Origin of the sequence: Ancylobacter pratisalsi (assembly GCF_010669125.1) — a bacterium.
Lineage (GTDB): Bacteria > Pseudomonadota > Alphaproteobacteria > Rhizobiales > Xanthobacteraceae > Ancylobacter > Ancylobacter pratisalsi.
Genome location: NZ_CP048630.1, coordinates 3,728,609 through 3,747,690 on the forward strand (window position 1 = coordinate 3,728,609; position 19,082 = coordinate 3,747,690).

The following is a 19,082-nucleotide window of genomic DNA, read 5'->3' on the forward strand; positions in this document are numbered from 1 at the left end:
AGGCTCGGACGCAGGGGAAGGCTTTCCCCTCCCGGTGCGGATGTACAAGGTGACCCGGTGAGCAGTCGTCGCTGTTGGCTCAGGAGTCCGTTTGAGGCGAACGCGTTTCGTAGAGCGGCAACCTCTTCTACCTGGCACCTTTCCTCGCCATGCGAAAATGATACAAATCCTCGGACAGTAGGTCCTATGTTCCGAGCTTCCGTATCGTGCCGTCATCCATGTCCCAACGCCAGATTGCCCATACCGTGCTGACCGCGCGCGGAATTTCGCGCCTGGCAGAGCTGCGCGAGGCCGGCGTAACAGCCGCCACCATGAGCCGCATGGAACGGGACGGCGAGGTGCTTCGACTCGCGCGCGGACTTTATCAACTTTCCGACGCGCCCCTCGATGTTCACCATAGTCTCGCAGAGACGGCCAAACGGGTTCCCAAGGGCGTCGTTTGCCTCGTTTCGGCCCTGGCTTTTCATGGTCTGACGGATCAGCTGCCGAGGCAGGTTTGGCTCGCCGTGGGCCAGAAGGACTGGCCCCGAGACCCGAAGGCACGCCCATTCGGCTGGTACGTTTCACAGATCGTCTTCTGACGGAGGGGGTTGAGACCCACCCTGTCGAGAGGGTGCCCGTGAAGGTTTTCGGCGTCGCAAAGACGATCGCCGATTGCTTCCGATATCGAAACAAGATTGGCCTGTCGGTGGCGATCGAAGGCCTGCAGGAAGCGCTGCGTCAGCGCATGACGACGCCAAGCGAAATTGCCAGCCAGGCCGAGCGAGGAACGGTCGCCACGGTCATTCGGCCCTATCTCGAGGCACTGACCGCCAATGAATAAGGAGATCGAGAATATCGGCTCCTCAGTTCGCGCCCCGCCTTTCACAGATTGCCAAAATGAGGTGATGGTGGACCGGGCGGGCGCGGACTAGAATTCTTGACCTTGGAGCTAATTAGTCATATATGATGGTTTTATAGATGTTTTGCATCATATATGGATGATTGAGATGGGTTCTCCCAAGGCGAAGCCAGCACTGGAACGGCTGGGCCAGGATATCCGCAACGCGCGGCTGCGGCGTGGTATTGCCGTGGCGGATCTCGCCGTGCGTGCGGGAACCTCGCCAAGTTCCATCGCCCGCCTTGAACGGGGTGATCCGGGCGTTGCCATCGGAACGCTTGCCGACGTTCTCGTTGTGCTGGGCCTTCTGGAGCGGCTCGCTGACCTAGTCGATATCCGCAAGGACGATCTGGGGCTGGCGCTGGCAGCGGAGCACGGACCGCGCAGGGGCCGCTCCTTCGCGGCAAGGCTGAAAAAGCAGAAGGCTCAGACGGAGGAGACGCAGGATCGGCAGGACGTTGTGGACCCTGACGGGGCTTCCTTCTGATGGCCGATTTCGTCGCCCATGTCGCGCTTGGCGAAGGCCGGACATCGGTGGGCCAGTTGCGTTTCACCCATACCGGGCCACGGCAATTCTCGACTTTCGCTTATGGCGCCGAATGGATCGAAAACCCGCGCGCCTTCGCCATACAGCCCGATTTACCTCTTGAGGCCGGCCCATTTCACACCTCGGGGCAGCCCGGCAACATGCGCGACGCTTTGGCGGGCGTTTTCGCCGATGCGGCTCCGGACAGCTGGGGACGCCGGCTGCTCGAACGTGCCTATGGCAATGGTCTCAACGAATTCGAGTATCTGACGCTTTCCGACGATGCCTGCCGGCAAGGCGCGTTGCGCTTTCTCGATGACAAGGGCGAGGTTATTCGCGGCAAGGCGGCGGACGCCGTCCCGCGTCTGGTCGATCTCGAAACCATCACGGCGATCGCGCGGGCCTATGAGCAAGGCAAGGAAATCTCGCCCGAGGAGATGAAGGCGCTGGCCGGCGCGGGCGGCTCCGGCGGCGCTCGACCCAAAGCCAATGTCAGGGACGGCGATGTGTTGTGGCTGGCGAAGTTCACCTCGGTCCACGATCAACAGCCGATCGAGCGCGTCGAGATCGCGACGCTGCGTCTGGCCGCGGCCTGCGGTATCCGCACGCCCGAAACACGGTTGGAACTGGCCGACACGCCGTTCCCGGTCGCGCTGATCCAGCGGTTCGACCGGCGTGGGGCCGCACGGATTCCCTACATCTCCGCGCGCACTGCGCTCGGCAAGACAGGAGCAGAGCTTGGTTCCTATACCGAGATCGTCGATTTCATGCGGGCTTATTCACCTGATCCTTTTGACGATTTCCGCGAACTCTACCGGCGCCTGATCTTCACGATCCTCGTGTCCAATAAAGACGATCACCTGAAGAATCACGGCTTCCTCTATGTGGGGGCGGGTCAGTGGCGCTTGTCGCCGGTGTTCGACGTGAACCCGGCGCCGGATCGCAACCCCCATCTTGAGACGGCGATCCTCGAGGGCGGGGCCCATGATCGGTCGATCATCCTCGCACTGGAAGCCTGTGAATTCTTCGAGATTCCCGAGGCCGAGGCACGGGAGATGATCCGGACAACGGCGAAGCGCATTTCGGACGGATGGCGGGAAGCCTTCAGGCAGGTTGGCGTTTCTGGCGCGCTGGCGCGTGACTATGAGGCCGCTTTCGTGGGCGATGAGATGCAAACAGCGAGCAGTCTTTAGGTCATATTTGATCCGTAAATAGGTATTATATGTCAAATATGACCTATTTCATAAGGCCGTCGGAATGTCTAAGAGCCGCCTTTTTGCCTGGGCGATTGCACTTCCGAACAGCAGCATTGCATTAAAGCCCTTGCTGCATGCTCCCCGTCAAAGGCCGTGGGAAGCAGGCGGCCCAGACGAGTGGGAGTGTTCCACGAAGGGCCGGCCACATCTTCGCGGAGACACAACGTTACCTCAAATGTCTGAAGTAGCTACCGTGAAGGCAATCGCATTCGTGCACTGTCATAAGAAGTGGCCAACGTATGCGTGCAACTGTTGATGCGGCGGAGCATTTTAGTGTTAAAAGGTTCGAGTAAATCGATCCCTACTGTCAACTAGTCTTCATGCAACCGGACGCGGCGTAGATAAGCCATTCCATCGTGCATATCGGCGAAAATCCGAAAGAACGCTAAATGGGTTTTGACGATGCGATGCGGACTGCCGCCCACTCTGCCGAGCAAGCTGTCTCGAGAGCGATGGCAAAATACCGCGACGGCCTCGTGACCGACGAGGACGACTTGACAGGTGTTCTGGTAGGCAGTCTCGATGCCGAATTCTCCGCGAAAGGCGGAAGTGACATTGGCGGGCTCCAGTGGTCGAGCTCAATCTTGCGTCATCGCAAGGGGGTGGCTGCGGAGGAGAAGCGTATTGGCGCCGACATGATCATCCACGTCCGAGTCAACACGCCCATCCAGACATACTCGAAGGCGGTCCTCGTGCAGGCTAAGCGGCAAGAGCCAGGTGACCAGATGAGCGCTAAGGAACGAAATGAGCTGCTGGGACAATGCAAGAAGATGCTGGCGGTCACGCCCGCCGCGTTTGTCTTCGACTATGCCAAGGGCGAGATGCGATGCGCATCTGCGACGAAAATCGGCGGTTCCACCAACAACGATCTTCACGCCGCTTGCAATTGGACAGCCTACCGATTTTTCCTCGAACTCTTCCGCTGCCCAATCGGCGACCCGCGGATCACGTCTGCCAAGGCTGCGGATCTTCCGGTTCCGATCGTACTGAAGCTAGCCGGAACGGGGGACCTCACACAGGAATAGACCGGCTCCGGCGCCTTAGATCCTCCCTAACCTCTTGAAATGTTGGCGAGTGCGCGTCGATAGCATTTGCTAAATTGGGGCGAGCCACCGAGAGCTTGGTGTGCGTCGGCAGAGGCGACGCATCCGCAACTGAAGGCCACACCTCAAGAGCCCGCCAATCTCATGATCGACATGGCTTCTTCGAAGACCTCGATGCCCAACGGCGTATCAAAGGAAGATAGGAGATACTGACCAATTCCGAAGTAGGCTGGCCTGTTTAACCGGCTTGGTATCAATCTGGAGCAATTGACGCACTCAGAAACCTCGAAATCACCTTCCTGTGCTGATAAAAGACCGTGACATTCGTTCGCTTCTGAGCCTGCTCTATATGAAAGTCCTATCCCTTGTCTTTGCGCTTCTCGGATCATGGCCCTGAATTCCCTTCTGCGCTTATCGACGCGTTGATGGCAGGGAATGTCGTGTTCCTGTGCGGCACAGGCATTAGCGCGCCGCAGCTCCCCGATTTCAAGTCGCTGGTCGACCGAACCTATGCGCGGCTCGGCGTCGAGATGGATGCGTCGGAGCAGCGATCCTATGACGGTCAGCGCTTTGAGGAAGTGCTCGGCGCCCTTGGTCGTCGGCTCGCAGATCCCGAGGCGATGATGCGCGCTGCCTCCGAACTGCTTGCGGTGCCCGCCGATCCTCAGCTCGACCAACACCGCACGGTGCTGCGACTTTCGCGCGACCTCAGCAATCGCGTCCTCACCGTCACCACCAATTTCGACACGCTGCTTGAGCGAGCGCTAGACCTACCTGCGCCGCTGGTCCGACCGCAAAGCTTTGCGGGCCAGTCGCTCCCTGCGCCTGGCGGTGCCGGCTTTTCGGGCATCATCCATATCCACGGCAGGTTGGTCGACCCGACGCTTGGGCTCGATCCGACGCCGCTGGTCCTCACCAGCGCCGACTATGGCGACGCCTATATGCGCTCGGGCTGGGCCTCACGATTCCTGTTCGATCTCGCCCGCTGCAAGACCATCGTCCTCATCGGCTACAGCGCCAACGATGCGCCGGTCCGTTACTTCCTAAATGTGCTGGAGGCCGACCGCGTCCGTTTTCCTGACTTGCACCCCGTCTATGCCTTAGACGCCTATGAGGATGATCCTGTCGAGGCAGAGGCGGGGTGGGGCACGCTGGCGGTCACGCCGCTCACTTATTGCAAGCTTAACCCCTTGACCGGTGCCCGCGATCATTCGCCGCTCTGGAATGACCTCCACCGGCTTGCCAATATCATCGAGCGCCCCAAGCGATCGCGCGAGGAGCTCGCGCGGCAGATTCACATCGGCTACAGCAGCGCGCTCACCGATCAGCAGTTGCGCGAGCTTTCGTGGCTCTTCACCGACCGCAGCGATCTCTGGCCCATCACGCTTGACACCATCACCGATCCAGGCTGGTTCCGCGTCTTTCAAGACAACAAACTCTGGTCGATTCAAGACGCCACTTGGGTGATCCCCGCCTGGATCGGGCGCAATTTCGAGGACCGCCAGCGCTTCACGATCGCCGTCGAATGGCACGCGACCCTGGGATATGACTTCCTCTCTCGCCTCGATCAACAGCTGCGGCAAGCCCCACCGGTATCGTCCTTCTGGCTCAAGGCATGGCGCATACTGCTTTCGGCCGGGCCGGCCGAGCGTGCCGGCGACTTCGACGAGAATGCCTATGCCCTCAAACAGAAGCTCGAATCGGGCCTGATCCTCGATGGCGAGCTCGCGCAGGCGGTGAATCTTCTTGCGCCGATGCTCGTGGTCCGTCGACCTTGGCGGCTCCATGAAGATGACGGGGATGAGGTGGCGGAATCTGTCGACGCGGAAGCTGCCGAGCCGCGGCTGTCGAATCTTGCCGCGCTCGATCTCCATGTCATTGACGAGTATGGCGCGAACGAGATCATCGAAGCTCTGAATGCACTAGACGACTATGCGGTGCGTATCCTCGAACTTGGCAGCGAAGCTCTGCGCTCCTCGCTTCAGCAGTCGGTCGATCTCGGGATGATCGCCGAGGATTACGACACTAGCGACTACAGTGTCCCCTCGGTCGAGGATCATAGCCAGAACGAGCATCACAACGGCGTGATCTTCCTCGTTCGTGCGATCGTGGACGCTTTTCCCAAAGCGGCCGCCGTCGATCGTGATCGCGCCCGCGCGCAGGCGGCGCAATGGCGGACCTGGCCCGGCCGGATGGGTACTCGGCTGCTGCTCCATGCGGCGCGCGACGTAACCGCTTTCTCGGCGGACGAAGCGCTGCAGCTACTGCTTGAGCTGGAGGACACCGATTTCTGGATCATCCGCCGCGAGTTTGCCCTAGCGCTGCTCGACAGGGCCACAGCCACCACGCCCACGCTCCTGGATGCTATCGAGGCCCGGATCCGGACCAGCGGTGACGCCTACTATGCCCGCTATCCTCTGAAAGAAGGCCAGATCGACTGGCGCGCACATGCTCGCGACAGCGAGGTCTGGCTCCGTCTGAAGATGCTCGATGGAGCAGGCTCGCTCTCTGAAGCTGGCCGGGCCGAACTCGACGCAATCGTTGCCCGAAGGCCTCATCTCGAACGCGCAGTCGAGGACCGCGACTTTTTCGGTTCCTACAGCTATGGTGTACGGACCGTGGTGGGCGACAGCGGGCCGATCGTCGAGGCCGATCCTGACAATCGCCTGAAGGTCGCCGCGGAACTCAGCCAGAGCCCCGACATCGATCGGCAGATGGGCTGGAGAAGCTATTGCCGCTCCGACCCCAAAGGCGCGCTTGAGACACTCGTGGCCGCCGAGCTGACCGCGCCCAATGTCGCCTTGTGGGATGATCTGCTGGCGGCGCTAGCGGTCCGCAATGACGAGAAGGATGCGCCGCTGCGCAACCAGCTCGTGGTCGATGCCCTGGCGCACCTTGAGGCGCTCGACATGCAAGCCCTCCAGCCAATTGCTGCGAGCGTGGTTGATCTACTGATGTTCGGCCCGCGCCGGCTCATCGCAAACCTTGAGGACTGGTGCGACCGGCTCTGGCCTGCGGTGCAGCTTCCCGACCACGAGATCGACTTCGAGAAAAAACTCTACGAGACCGCCATTAATCGCGCCGCCGGCAGGCTCGCGCAGGTCCTCCTGGCAGAGCTCGATCACACGCGTAAGACCGAGGGACAATATGAGGTACGCCAGCGTGCGCGGCTCGCTTTGGTCGCGAGCGACGAGGGTCAGGCGGGGATCGTCGGGCGCGCGGTGCTCATCCACGACTTTGCCTTCATGCTCCTTGCCGATGCGGAGCTGGTCGAGGCGCATCTTCTGTCGCGATTGGTGGCGGACACGGAGGAGGCGCGTGGGCTGCGCGCGGTGCTTGTGTCGCACAGCAGCATCACCCCAGAAGTCACCAAGGTGGCGCCCGAAGCCGTGTTGCGCGGTGTCGTCGAGTCCCGCGCGGATTCTGGTTCAGCTGCGCAGACAGCATCCGGCATTTTGCGACCAGCGCTCGCCTCGGTACGCGGCGACGATGCCGACCGATGGGGCATTGGCGAGGCCGATGTCCGCCGCGCATTGCGCGAAGCGCCGCTCAAGATCCGCACCGGCACGCTCAATGTCTTGGTCCGCTGGATGCACAATGACAAGGGCGGTGCTGAGGAGGCCTGGGAGAAGATGGTTGCACCCTTCTTCGACCGGGTCTGGCCCAAGGAACGCCGCTTCGTCGACGATGCGCTCAACCGCGACCTAATGGCAATCGCGGTAGGTTCGGGAAGGTTTTTCCCGGACGCGGTGGCGAAGCTGCGGCCCTTTTTCAGTCCTTATGCGCGCGAACGCGCCAGCGTTCATCCAATAAAGCAAAGCAAGGTGCCCGAGGCGTACCCGCACCACGTGCTCGATCTTCTCTGGCTGATTTTCGGCCCGACCGGCAGCAGCAGTTACGACATGGCAAACATTCTGGATCGCCTAGTCGCCGCAGACCCCTCAATAGAGATCGACCGACGATATCAGTCGCTCGAACAGCGAACTATTCGTCTCCACTAGGGCGTGTGATCAATCCCCCTCTCTACAGAGAAACACCTCGGGGAAGACTATCGATTGATAATTAAAGAAATAAAAGCTCACAGGGGAGCGAAGGCCACGAATGATCGGAGGGCGGTCGCCATGCCACCTGCGGTAGGTATCATTGACGGTGAACCGAAAGGTCGCCCGAACAACCGCCATTTTCGGCAGCTATCGAGGACGTTTGGTGCTGTCTAGGGTTCCTCGCCGTAGACTTCTATGACCCTCCTTCGCTAATGCCTGTTTCCGGCTACCACTGGTCGTGGGTGTCAGCGACCGAGACCCAAGCCTCCATTTCCGTCAAGATCGCGATGGTCTACATTTCCGAGATGCGACTGTGCGTCTATTAATTAGTTCCCGTCCTCTGCATCGAGATCGGGCGTCAAGATCGGCCAAGGGCGCTCCGACGCAAGATCGGGATGACGTGGTTCCGATTCTGGCGCACCGTACTCGTCCCGGAGCTTGTCGATGAGGTTGAGACAGCGGGTGGCGGGGTCATCCTTGCCGCCGCTGCCGGTCATCGCCAGCAACTTCCGGCGTAGCTCGACCGCCGGGACGGGCACAACATTATAAGCGCCTTCCCAGTTCTCGGCCGGCACGTGTTCCGTGACGGCGCTTTGGATCGACTGCCACGTCAGAAACGAACGTCCGGTTTTCATCTCAAAATCGATCAGCATCAGTATGCCGTCCATGTCAGGATCTTCGGCGACTGCGCTAGCTAGCAAGGCAAGCTGCTTCGTTGTCGGCCCATCCATCAGGAGGCCGTGGACATAGGCGCGGATCTCGGAGAACTCCGAAATCAAGCCACCCAATTCGCGCTGCCAACGCCACCCATCGTATGATTTGCAGTCGAGCGCGCCGCTGACAGTCAAATCAACGAGATGGCGCGCGGCGGAAATGGTACCGAGGCTCAACGCGGTCGCGCGCCACTGGTGATTTTTATAAAGGCGCGGGTCTTGTTCGGCGAGCCTGAAGATCACGCCTTCAGCGCCATCCGAGGGCGAATTGCTGAGCCCGCGGACCATCTCTTCGAGCATGCGCGGATCGCGCTGCGCCTCCGGTATCCCGCGCACTATGGCGGGCAGATCGGTGACGGACGTAGCGAACGGCAAAAGACGCAACCAATCACGTAGCTGATGTGCGTCGCTCTGTGTCAGAATCCAAGTCTCCTTCTTGGCTGCTTCAAAGGTCTCAGCAATGCCGTCGGCCACAAGCTTGATGTCGATATCCTCGCCAGAGAGGATCAGCGACAACAGCAAGGCTGCGCGCGCCTGCCTGGGCGCAAGAGAAATAAGCTTCTGGATCGTCGGATCACGCTGGCCATGCGGGAGCCGTGTTCCGACAATGCCGAGCGCAACCCCCAACTTCACTTTCGCATCCGTCGAACCATCGACAATCAACGTGTCGATTGCGCCGAAGATCGCCTCCGCCTCGGCCGAAGTCGCGGTGGGATCGGCCGCGCGAGTCGCGTGGCGGGCTTGCACGCCCGAAAAATCTACACCGCTGTGGAACTTTTTGTCGTTTTCGGGTTCGTTCGCTTTGATCCACTGGACGAGCAGCACTCTTGCCGCCAGTTCACCAAAATGCTCATCTGCTAGGTAATCGGCCATCAACGCGGCAGTCTCAGGCGCATTGATGGCCAAGAATGCTCGTTGGAATTCGTGCGTTTGCGGCCACTGCGCTTCTTGTACAGATTTGTGATCTTTCCAGCCGCTGGCGGTCGCCTTCTCGCGGAAGGCCCGATAGCGACGTAAATTGTAGTCGAGCAATCTCTTCAAAAGCGGAATATGTTCAACAGATGGAGCATGGCTCAACATCGTTGCAATAGAAGTGACCTGCTGACGCTCCACGTGTTCAGCGGCAAGCATGTGCTCGCCCCAACCCCGCGCAAGGTCTCCGATTGCGGCCAAGCCTTCTTCACTAAAAGGTCGCGCCCTCTCTTCGTCGCTGTAGGTTTCACGAGAAAAAAGTTCGGCCAGTTGGACGATTTCCTCATTGCCGGCGTTTGCCGCCCTCGCTTGAACTGCGGCTACCAAACTTGCGCCTGGCGTATGGGCGATACGGTTTCGCAGACCGTGATAGCGATCACCCGCCGCCTGGTTGTACTTCCCGCTGGCGTCGCGCACGACTTTCCCAGCGGCAAGATACGCGTCGATCAGCCGGCCAACAGCGTTTGGTCCCAGGACTGAAGCGGCGGCTTCGGCGCGATCGTCGTGGCGGCTTGTTTCTTCGAGAGCGATCCCGAGCAACGCGTCGTCTTCAAGGGCAAACCCGGCGGCCGCGAGAATATTGACCGCGCCGTAGAAGAGTTCGCGGTGCTCGCGCACGCGTCGCAGTAGCCCGTTAGCGAGAGCCTCCGGATATCGCTTTCGCGCTTCATACAACAAGTGTATTTCGCCATCGCGTTTCCGGTCGATCTCCATTTCGGCAATAATCTCAGTGACCTCGGTATCGCGGTCATCTCCGACTGGCGCTTGAACGAGCGCGCGCAGGCGCTGAAAGTGCGAAATGCCAGCAACCTTGCGCCGCTCACGCGCGCGCCGGAGTTCCCGCTGGACGGCATCGACCGCAATATCGTCGAGGTGGCCCTTTTCGGCGAGGATGTCGTAGATCGCGTCGCCGGCATCAGCGAGCAAGTCGGCGACGTGGCGATCCGCTCGTCGAAATGAGAGCGCATCGACCACCGTCGCCTTCACGTCCGGATCGCCGTCAGTTTTCGCGATTGCAGTCGCAAGGTCGAGGCCGTCGATTCCGGCATGCGATGCGATTTCATGCAGTACATTTTTGCGGATTTCCGGTGGCAAGGCTGCGATGCGCGCCGGCGCGTCGCTCCCAAGCACGGATGGGCGAAATCGCTTCGCCGCTCGGAGAGCAGGCAAGTGCACTTGGCTGTTTGGGTGCGAAATTAGCGGCCAAATCAGGTCGCCGAATTCTGGCCTGCCGGACGCGATCATGAAACGCACCGCGCGATCCACCTTGCCTGGCGCGTGCCACTGCTCAGCAATATCCCGCATTTCGGTGGCGATCGGTGCCCATACCTCGTCGGAGGCGCGGAAGATCATCTCGCCCGCGAGGACAGGATCGACTTCGAAAGCCGCACGGACGGCGGCGCTGCATGCGGCCTTATGTATGTGGTCGCCGCGCGCGCTTCGTTCGACAGCGAACAGGACTGCTTCTTCCCACGGGCGCTGATCGAGCACTTCAACCTTCAGCTTCTCGCGTGCTGCCGGATCGCTGACGGCCTGTAGCATCAGTCGTTCGACGTAGTGCGAGGCGTACCATTCCTGAAATTGTTGGTGCTGGAACGAGTAGCCCGGCGTGTCGCCGGAGCGCGTCAGAACGTGATTGCTGACAAGCATGTCGAGCAACGTGTCGGGCTGTGTGGAGATGGTCATCTGCCCATCGGCCATCAGGCCCCGCGCGGTCTCGGCAACTGCTTTCCGCGCGTTGCTGTCCGTGATCGCCGTGTTGGCCGTTGTCGTGGCGAACACGGCGAGGCCATCCAAATAGTCCTGCTGGAAGCCGAGGGCCACGGCATCAAGCGCCGCCGCACGGCGGGCTTCCTGCTCGTGTGCGGCAATGAAGCGCCGTAGCACTTCTTCCTTTGTTGTCGGAAAAGGCGCGCCCTCTGGCAGCGAGAGAAGTGCCGTGAGGTAGAGTGGGATGGTGACGAGTTCGCGGACACCCGCTGTCCGCCACGCCTGATCGACGAGCTGTACGCCAGCCTCGCCCCGCATGGCGCGCGCGATCTCCATTTGCTGCTCGTCGTCAAGCGGCAGTAAGTCGACTCGCGTCCCGCCGAACGGAATGTCGAGCGCCTGCTTGCGCGTGGAAATGACAAGACTGAGCTCCGGCAATTCAGCCTTGAGAGCAGTGATTTGCACGCGCGCGCGTTCGCGTGCGGCGGCATCCAGTTCATTCCAGCCGTCAAGAAGCAGCACGACGCCAGGCTTCGTAGCGACGGTGCGGAAATCTTGCTCTGAAATCCCGTTGAAAGCGGGGCGTTTGAGGATGGATGCGAGCAGCGCTCCACTTTCGATGGCCCAATCTCCCAGCGGTACGATGAGTGGCGTGACGTTGCCGATTTCCAACAGGCCGTCGGCGACCTGAAAGAGGGTTGTCGTCTTTCCCATTCCGGGTGCCGCGACAAGGATAAGGTCATCCAGCGTGGTCGCGGCCTTGGCAAGCGCGCGCGTGCTCAGCGCCTCGTCCACGTGCTTCACCTTTAACGTCAGCGTGAGCGCCACGTTTGTGCCCGGCCATTTGGGCGTTCGGCGGAACACGGCCAGATCGGCTGAGGCCGCTGCCTGCAGGCGGCGCCCCCGGTCGTCCGGCGTGGGCGCTTGCATGTCGGGCCCGTACGGCACGTTGTGCATCACGCTGCGCCACGAATCCTCGTTCGTCTGTCTCTTCCACGCGCGCAATTCGTCGACAGTGAATTTCGAATCCTTGGCATCGACAGCACGCCCATGCACGTCGCAGAGCCAGATGCCGTTGTCAGCGGCCGCGCGCTCTTCAGACGTCATCTGCACGTCGTAGCGGGGACCGCCAGGCGCGGCAGCGCAGATGTGCGAGGCTTGGCCGATATTGATTTCACCCGCGCCATCGGATGTGGCGGCGTGGGTCAAACGACGGCATGCCGGATTGGAGCAGTGGCCGCGCGCTTGCCGCTCAATGGCCCGTTTGGTTGCGGGCGAAAACTCGTCTCTGTTCTTAGTCTTCGCCATCGTCGGCTTGCTCGGGTGAGGTCGTTTGGAGTTGCTCGAACGGTTGCCCTTCGGCTGAAATACTGTCGATCTCTGCAGATAACAAAAGCAGAGACACATACCCCGTGGCTTCGGCGATTTTGCTTGAAGTTCCACCAATCGCAGCCTGCGCTTCTGCGGCGAAATCAACGTCCCCAGTTCGCAGATGCTCGATCAATTCGGACACATCCGATTGCAGGGCCTGGTCAAAAGCATTGAGCCGTCGGGTCAGTTCCTCGTACTTTCTTTCGAAGGCAGCCTCCAAACTCCGACGGGCAGCAATCTCTTCTTCGGGACGAGTCTCATTGCCGAGCCGTTTCTGATCCATTGCTCCAAGTTCGCTGGCAAGGCTCAGCACCTCCCCAAACATGCTTCCCATAGCAGATAGGGCTTGTGGCAATCCGAGTTGTTCGGCCCAGAAGGCAGCTCCTTCCACGTCGGGAAGGAGGGTCTGGTAACCAGACTTTGCGAGCGCCGGGAACGCGACATCCTCAATGTAAGGCATAATCGTCAGGTGGATCGACGGGTCCACCAATGACCGCACGAGTTCGGCTTGTTCAGCGAGTGCAACCACCGCATCTGCTATGTCGGACGCGAGCAACAGTGCGAGAACCTCTGCAGGTGGCCACGGTAGAATACCCTTGGCGTTAACGCGGAGATGGAACTGTGCGGCGATCCCGGCCTCCTCTGCCAAGCGTTCAATTTCTGCCTTTCGCTGAGCTAGTCGTGTTTCCCCGGCAGCTTTGGCAGAGAGGGATACGAGCCGAACGGAGTTGCCTACTCGCGCGCCTTTGCCTCGTGTCGCCCAAGTTACCGCTGGCGCTTGCTTCCTTTCATGGGCTTCTCCGGCCAGAAGTCGCAACGTCTCCAAGAGCGTCTTGAGACGGTTAAGCATTAGCGGAGGCCCGCCTCCTATAAGCTGCCAAGGTTCTTCGAGAGTGGTGGTGTCGACATCGGTGATGAGATCGCTCAGCCAGGCAATGTATGCGCCAGCTTGGTCAGGCAATTTCACGAACCTCGCGATGACATTGACGCTCGCGCTGTGCAGGAGGTTCTGAAACTTGGTGACGTTGGTATTTGTTTCGTTGCTTCCGGCACCCGACGCTTTCAATGACGAAATAGCAGGAGGAGTCAGCGCCTCTGTCTCAGTGTTGATGGAGTTTAACGTTTCGAAGAGTCCGTTAGGTGCATTCTTTCCGCGAAAATGGGTGTCGAAGATCTTTTCCAACGTCGGCACAAGGGCATCGAGAATCACCACGCCTCTGGCAAGATAATCGCTATAGCTCGGAGCGGCGACGCGGCGGGAGATCAGATCCCGCCAACGCCGGTTCCATTGAGGAACCGACGGTGGAGGAAGATTTTCTCGGGCAATCCGCTTTGTCCCCAGCGGCAACTGGACAAGGCCAGCCAATTCGCCGCTTGCAGTAATGGCGTTGGACGCCGCAATGTCAGCCGACGGACACAGTGCCAATATTCGTTCGCACAAACTCACAACTGCGTCGTGCGGATTTTTCTGGACAGAGCCGGCAACGTACCAAAGATCGCAACGGACGATCACTCCGTCATCGGCATCTTGGATTGTTACAGGCCCGGCCCAAGCTGTCTCTGCCTGAACCCGTGCGAACAGCGCCTCTTGCCCGATCTCGGCGACCCAACCACCAGCGACCTCTCGATCCAGGGCGGACAAGGTGCCCATTAGAGACGCCAAGAGATCGAGATTGGCATTCAAGAGGCCGTCTGGAGCCTGCATGAGGCTGGTCCGCACCGCGACTGGCAATGGCATTCCGACCAACGCTGCGAGAATCTCATCTAAGCTCGCCAAATCAGCTGTCTCGATCAGGACAGACAGGACAGAGGGTGACATACGCTCCATCAACAGGCGACGAGGGTCATCGTCCGGCGAACCTTTGATCTGCGAAAGTCGACCCGCCGCGGCCTGGACCTCCGGGATGATGCTGAGACTACTCAAATCAATACCGGCGACCCCGAACATTGCGGCGTTCGTGATTTGCGTTCGCGGCAACGCACGCGCTTCGGGAGTGTCCAGCCATTCGCCCACGCCCAAGGAAACACGGCCCGAACCTAAGCCCCGGAGCGCTGAGGCCAACGCCCGCGCATCCTGCTCGCTCTCCAAGCGGACAATTAAGCCATTGAGCACAGCCGGGACAGGTAGGCGCCGCGCAGATAGCGTGTCCGCGACCAAGGGCTCGAGATTGGTAGCGGGCACGCTTGCGACCGTCCGTTCGAAACTCGTTTCGAGGGTCGGCAATGTTGTTTGGTGCGTGAGCTGCAGCAATTCTTCGGATCGAAGCTGGTGTAGGCCCGTGACTGCGCCAGGAGCAGGTGAACGAACCAGATGTTCCTGGATGAGGCGTTGTAATGCGCGTGACAGATCGGCCTCACTGACCGAGAGCGCGCGTGCCAATCGCGATGCATCGACTTCAGCATTCGCTGCGCCTGCCCAAGCGCCGGATCGCAAAATATCAAGTTCGAGGGAACGCATCGGATCTGAAACCCTGGCCGCAACCTGGTCGGCGAGGAGTTCGTGCATCCTCTGTCCGCGCGTCAGGATATGGACATATTCGAGAAGAAGACCATCGCTCATCTTCCACGGCTCGTACCAGCCTGCCCAGTTCGTCTTTTCAGCTTCGCGCAGTTCTCGCCAGAGTCGTTCTGCGAGTTCATCATCAGGATCGGCACGTATTTCGGCTGCACGCGCACGCTCGGCAATCAGCGTGACATCTTCTTCCCGGACCGAGCCGAGCAGGACGACGCCGGGCACAGACATCGCTTCTTTGAGCAAGCCGCCCCAGCTTTCCGGCCCATTCCGGCCGACGTCATCCATGACAAAGCCCAGGGGACTGTCTTCTGATGCGCGAAACGTCCGGACCAACTGGCGCAGAGATGGAATATCCGCCGCGCTCAGACGACGGATACGAAACCACCGCACCGTATGGCGCAATGTGTTGGCGGCCTCCCACATTAAAGCGGATTTTCCGGCCCCTGACGGCCCGACGATCAACGCGGCCCGGCGTTGTTCAATACCTTGCACCAACGCCGATCTGCTTCGGGGGCGTTCAGCCACCAAACCTGCCGCGATGTGACCGGGTTCCACATCAACCCCAAGATAGAAGTTCGGATCGTTGAGAGGTGTGAGGAAATCGACCGGCTCACAGACGCCATCCATTAGGGCGCGTTCGATCGCGTCAACGTCGATAGCGGCCAAGACATCTCGGATTGCCGTTTCAGTGTCAGAGATCGAAACGCCACGATAATTCTCCGGCGCCAACCGGCCATTGGCCTCTGCCAAAGAGCCCACGCGAACAAGCAGTTCGGCAAAGCACATCTGGGCCGCAATCGGGGCGCAGCTCAACCGATCTACGATCAGGCTGATCGCCCATTCCTGCGGTGAGGTCACAACAGTGAGCGATGTTCTCGGGAGAAGATCAGCGGCTCCACCGAACTTTGAAAGTCTGGTGCTGATCGGACTTTCGATTGAGCGGACTGCGGGGTGGTCGTCGAGGGGACTGAGGCCCGTCACCTCCCGCTCAAGAACGAGTTCCAGTCGCTGCGGCCGCGGTGCGGAGCCAAGCGACCGGTTCCACAGGTCTTCAATGTGTCCGACCGTCTCGCCTTCTGTAAAGTCCCCAAGGTGTTCCCGTCGGCTCTTGACCTGGACAAAGCTCGTTGCTTCACCACGCAGCTCGATGTCGTCACCACCTTCCGGGATCACGATGGCGGGCGCTCGCTGGCCAGCCCATATTTCCACCGACAACCAAGCGGATATGGCGTCTTGGTAGCGAAAGCCGCGGCCTGCGTTGGAGCCGGCCCTAGACGCACCCTTGGCCGGTTTAGACGCCAGCTTTGGGTCGCGACTCCGCTTGTTGTGTTCAGGCTTCTTATCCAAGTATTCGATCCCTAGCGCAAACTCGGCGTGCCGCCACTAGGGAACCGCCGATTCCACGCTATAGCCCGACACTTCGCCTTCAACTCGTATCTGAATCTGACCGAAACCATCCGGTCAACTGAGCAACACTTCGATTTCCTTCGCGTCAACCAATGTCGTGATTTCCGAATAGAGATCTACCTGCTGGCCGGGCGCGGAAATCGAGATGATCAGCGCGTAACGCGCCTTGTCGGCTACGCGCTTCTGCCCAACATGCGACTTCCACCAACCGCCGACGGGGTAAACAGCAATAGCATCGTGCCCGGCGAGGTCGATCGCTCGTCCGCGCCAAAGATCGCAATGGAGGGAGCCCGCCTGGACCGCCTTCGGACCGAGCAGCCAGCAGCTCGTTTCGCCATCGGCCTCCGTGCCGTCCTTCGCCTGGCTCGCGGAAATTCGGCTGCGGAATCTGGCGCTCGTTTCGGTGCGCTTCTTCATATCGAAGCGCAGACCGAAAGAACGATAGGTGTCCGGGCGGGTGGCGGCTTTTCCGGTTAGGTTGGGCTCGATGAAATAGGACAATGTCACCTTCATCGTGACGATCTCGTTCTCGAGCTGCTCCAGAGCCGTCTTGGGCCAAGGGAGATCATAGAAATGCATCTCATTGAATACGCCGGTTCGGCCGTCCGCGCCTATCGCAAAAGGCTGAAGCTCTGCCTGCGCAACAAGCGTAGTATCGTTGCGCGCTGAGAGGACCGCGCGGCCGATTTCCGGCACGCCATATCCAAACTCGCGAAGCATCGCCTGCTTCTTCGCTTTGGTGGCAGCCTTGCCCGTTTTCCAGTGCGCGCCTGTGCCGATGAACTTCTTTCGGATCGGCTCGGGCCAGCGCGCTGAGTCGACGATGAGCGCGCGATGCGTTTCCGGCCAGAGGTCGGGCCGAGCCGCCTGCAGCCGACCGACGAAATTACCCGCCATGCCCGCGGCGGCGCTGGTCGCCCAGAACGGGACCAAAGGCTCGCCCGCCACATCTGACCCCGCAGATAGAAGGGACACGGACGGGTCCCAGCCGCAGAAGCCCGCGGCGTCAGACATCATGTTGCCCGCCTCGAACAGCACCTCCGGCTTGATCGGGGTCAGGTCGTCGGGAAGCGACTGAGAGCCACGGCTGAACGGGCTGCGATGATTGGCGGCGACCGCCGCCTGCAACACGGGAGGCGGCGCCGGCGGCTGCTCCTTGCGCGTGAAGCCGCCGATGGTGAGTGCGTTCCAGCTCTGCGACGGATCTTCCAACGGTTGAGAGGGCAGAACGTCCACAGCCATCCCGCCGGAGACGTTTCCGGTGGCGACGACCATCAGGCGCTTCGGTCGTTCGGATGCCGCAACTTTGTCATCAGCCTCGCCAGGCATCGCCCCGGCGATGATCTGATCCAGCGCACCGCTCCAAGTCGATGGTCGGCTGGGCGGGAAGTCTGTCGCGGAGGTCGCGATGCAGAAACTGCGCAGTGCGTCCGGCCGCTCGATCTCGACCGCACTGACCGCGCCTTGCGTGACGACCCCATAGCTGGGCGGCTTGGTCGGCGGGAATCCGTGCGGTGGCAACAGTTTCATGGATTCCGCACCGTGTGTCAGCGTGACCGGACGCGCGTCGTTCATCAAGGATTCGAGATCGCCATATAGGACGAGGCCTGCCAGCGGCGTGCCGTGACCGCCGTTCGGCTGATGGTCGTCGGCGCCCCAAGCCGCATCATAGGCCCACGCGCCACGCAGGCCGGGAGCGATCAGGGGATGGGCGGCGGCGACGCCCGTGTCGAGCATGCAAACCACTGGGGCATCGTTCGCGGGCGCCGAGACCCTCTGCGACAATTCGGCAACCCAATCGTGCTGACCCAGCCCCGTCTCTCCACGATCGAGAAACGGTTCGATCGTTCCTGTCGCGCGCCTGATTTCAGTGATGGCGCCCGGTACGCGCGTCGCGAAGAGTGCAACCGTTGCAGCAGTGCCGTGCAGAAACAGGACGGTCGTGTCGGGGAAGATCAGGCGGTCGTCATGAACATCAATATTCACATTGCGCGCCGCGTTGACGAGGCGATCTGCCAAGGCCACAGGCTGGCGAACCCACAGCTCCCACCAAACGATGTCCGGCGTGGCCAGGTCCACCGCGCCCGTGAACAATGACCCGGTGTCGATCGCCCGGACCTCCTCGACGACCTCGAAGCGCTCGACATCAGGCCGTCGTTGATTGCCCGGATCGCGGCCATATTCACTGATACGGCCTTGCAGAAAGGCGCGCGCATCATCCGGCACAAACAGCAATGCGCTCTCCGTGCGGTCGTCGTTCCGTTCGGAACGGAGCACCACAACGTCCTGCGTAGGAAACTCAAGCGCTGTTGGAACCTTGACCGCCTTGGTCCGGGAGTCCTCGGCTGGCGGCAGCGTCGTGATCTCGACGATCGTGCCGGATTTCAGGCCCTGAACGGCAAGACGCGGATCATCGGCCGGCAGTGGAATATCGCCGAGCGCAGCGGCGAGTTGATCAAGCAGATGTGCGGCGTGCGCAGCATAGTCGCCGCGAAGCGGTTTGCGTTCCTGATTGCGTGATGGGAAGGTATATGCTGCCGTCTCACGGAAAACGTCGATCGGTATGTGCTGACGGTCTCTCGTGTCGAAATTATCTGGCTCCGCCATAAGTACTTGCTCGTTTGTTCGAGTTCCAGTCTATCCGTT

At 60.6% G+C, this 19,082-nt stretch carries 7 protein-coding genes and 1 pseudogene; 5 read left to right on the forward strand and 3 right to left on the reverse strand.

All coding sequences use genetic code 11. From position 1 onward, the window contains the following. Positions 1-218: 218 nt before the first annotated feature. The 5 genes and pseudogenes from G3A50_RS17485 to G3A50_RS17505 all read left to right on the forward strand — a co-directional run bounded on the left by G3A50_RS17485 (position 219) and on the right by G3A50_RS17505 (position 7,706). Positions 219-823 (forward strand): annotated as a pseudogene (locus G3A50_RS17485) (type IV toxin-antitoxin system AbiEi family antitoxin domain-containing protein). Positions 824-989: 166 nt separating this feature from the next. Next, complete coding sequence (locus G3A50_RS17490; protein WP_048648545.1) at positions 990-1,367, forward strand: helix-turn-helix domain-containing protein; 378 nt, start codon at positions 990-992, stop codon at positions 1,365-1,367. Then, entirely contained in the window at positions 1,367-2,599 is a 1,233-nt protein-coding gene (locus tag G3A50_RS17495) for a type II toxin-antitoxin system HipA family toxin (protein WP_163076448.1), read from the forward strand. The genes G3A50_RS17490 and G3A50_RS17495 overlap by 1 nt, the downstream gene beginning before the upstream one ends. A gap of 452 nt (positions 2,600-3,051) precedes the next feature. Further along, positions 3,052-3,687 (forward strand): hypothetical protein, encoded by a 636-nt coding sequence (locus G3A50_RS17500; RefSeq protein WP_163076449.1) that lies wholly within the window; start codon positions 3,052-3,054, stop codon positions 3,685-3,687. A 383-nt stretch (positions 3,688-4,070) separates the two neighbouring features. Next, positions 4,071-7,706: an SIR2 family protein gene (locus G3A50_RS17505; protein WP_163076450.1), complete on the forward strand. Its 3,636-nt coding sequence runs from the start codon at positions 4,071-4,073 to the stop codon at positions 7,704-7,706. Positions 7,707-8,074: 368 nt separating this feature from the next. Here G3A50_RS17505 and G3A50_RS17510 read toward each other — a convergent pair whose 3' ends face one another. The 3 genes from G3A50_RS17510 to G3A50_RS17520 form a co-directional block, all read right to left on the reverse strand. After that, positions 8,075-12,451: an NACHT domain-containing protein gene (locus G3A50_RS17510; RefSeq protein ID WP_163076451.1), complete on the reverse strand. Its 4,377-nt coding sequence runs from the start codon at positions 12,449-12,451 to the stop codon at positions 8,075-8,077. Beyond that, positions 12,438-16,376 carry a hypothetical protein gene (locus tag G3A50_RS17515; RefSeq protein ID WP_163076452.1) on the reverse strand — a complete coding sequence of 1,313 codons (3,939 nt, stop codon included), beginning with the start codon at positions 16,374-16,376 and terminating at the stop codon, positions 12,438-12,440. The genes G3A50_RS17510 and G3A50_RS17515 overlap by 14 nt, the downstream gene beginning before the upstream one ends. A 114-nt stretch (positions 16,377-16,490) precedes the next feature. Beyond that, positions 16,491-19,043 carry a S8 family peptidase gene (locus G3A50_RS17520; RefSeq protein WP_163076453.1) on the reverse strand — a complete coding sequence of 851 codons (2,553 nt, stop codon included), beginning with the start codon at positions 19,041-19,043 and terminating at the stop codon, positions 16,491-16,493. Between the last annotated feature and the right edge of the window lie 39 nt (positions 19,044-19,082).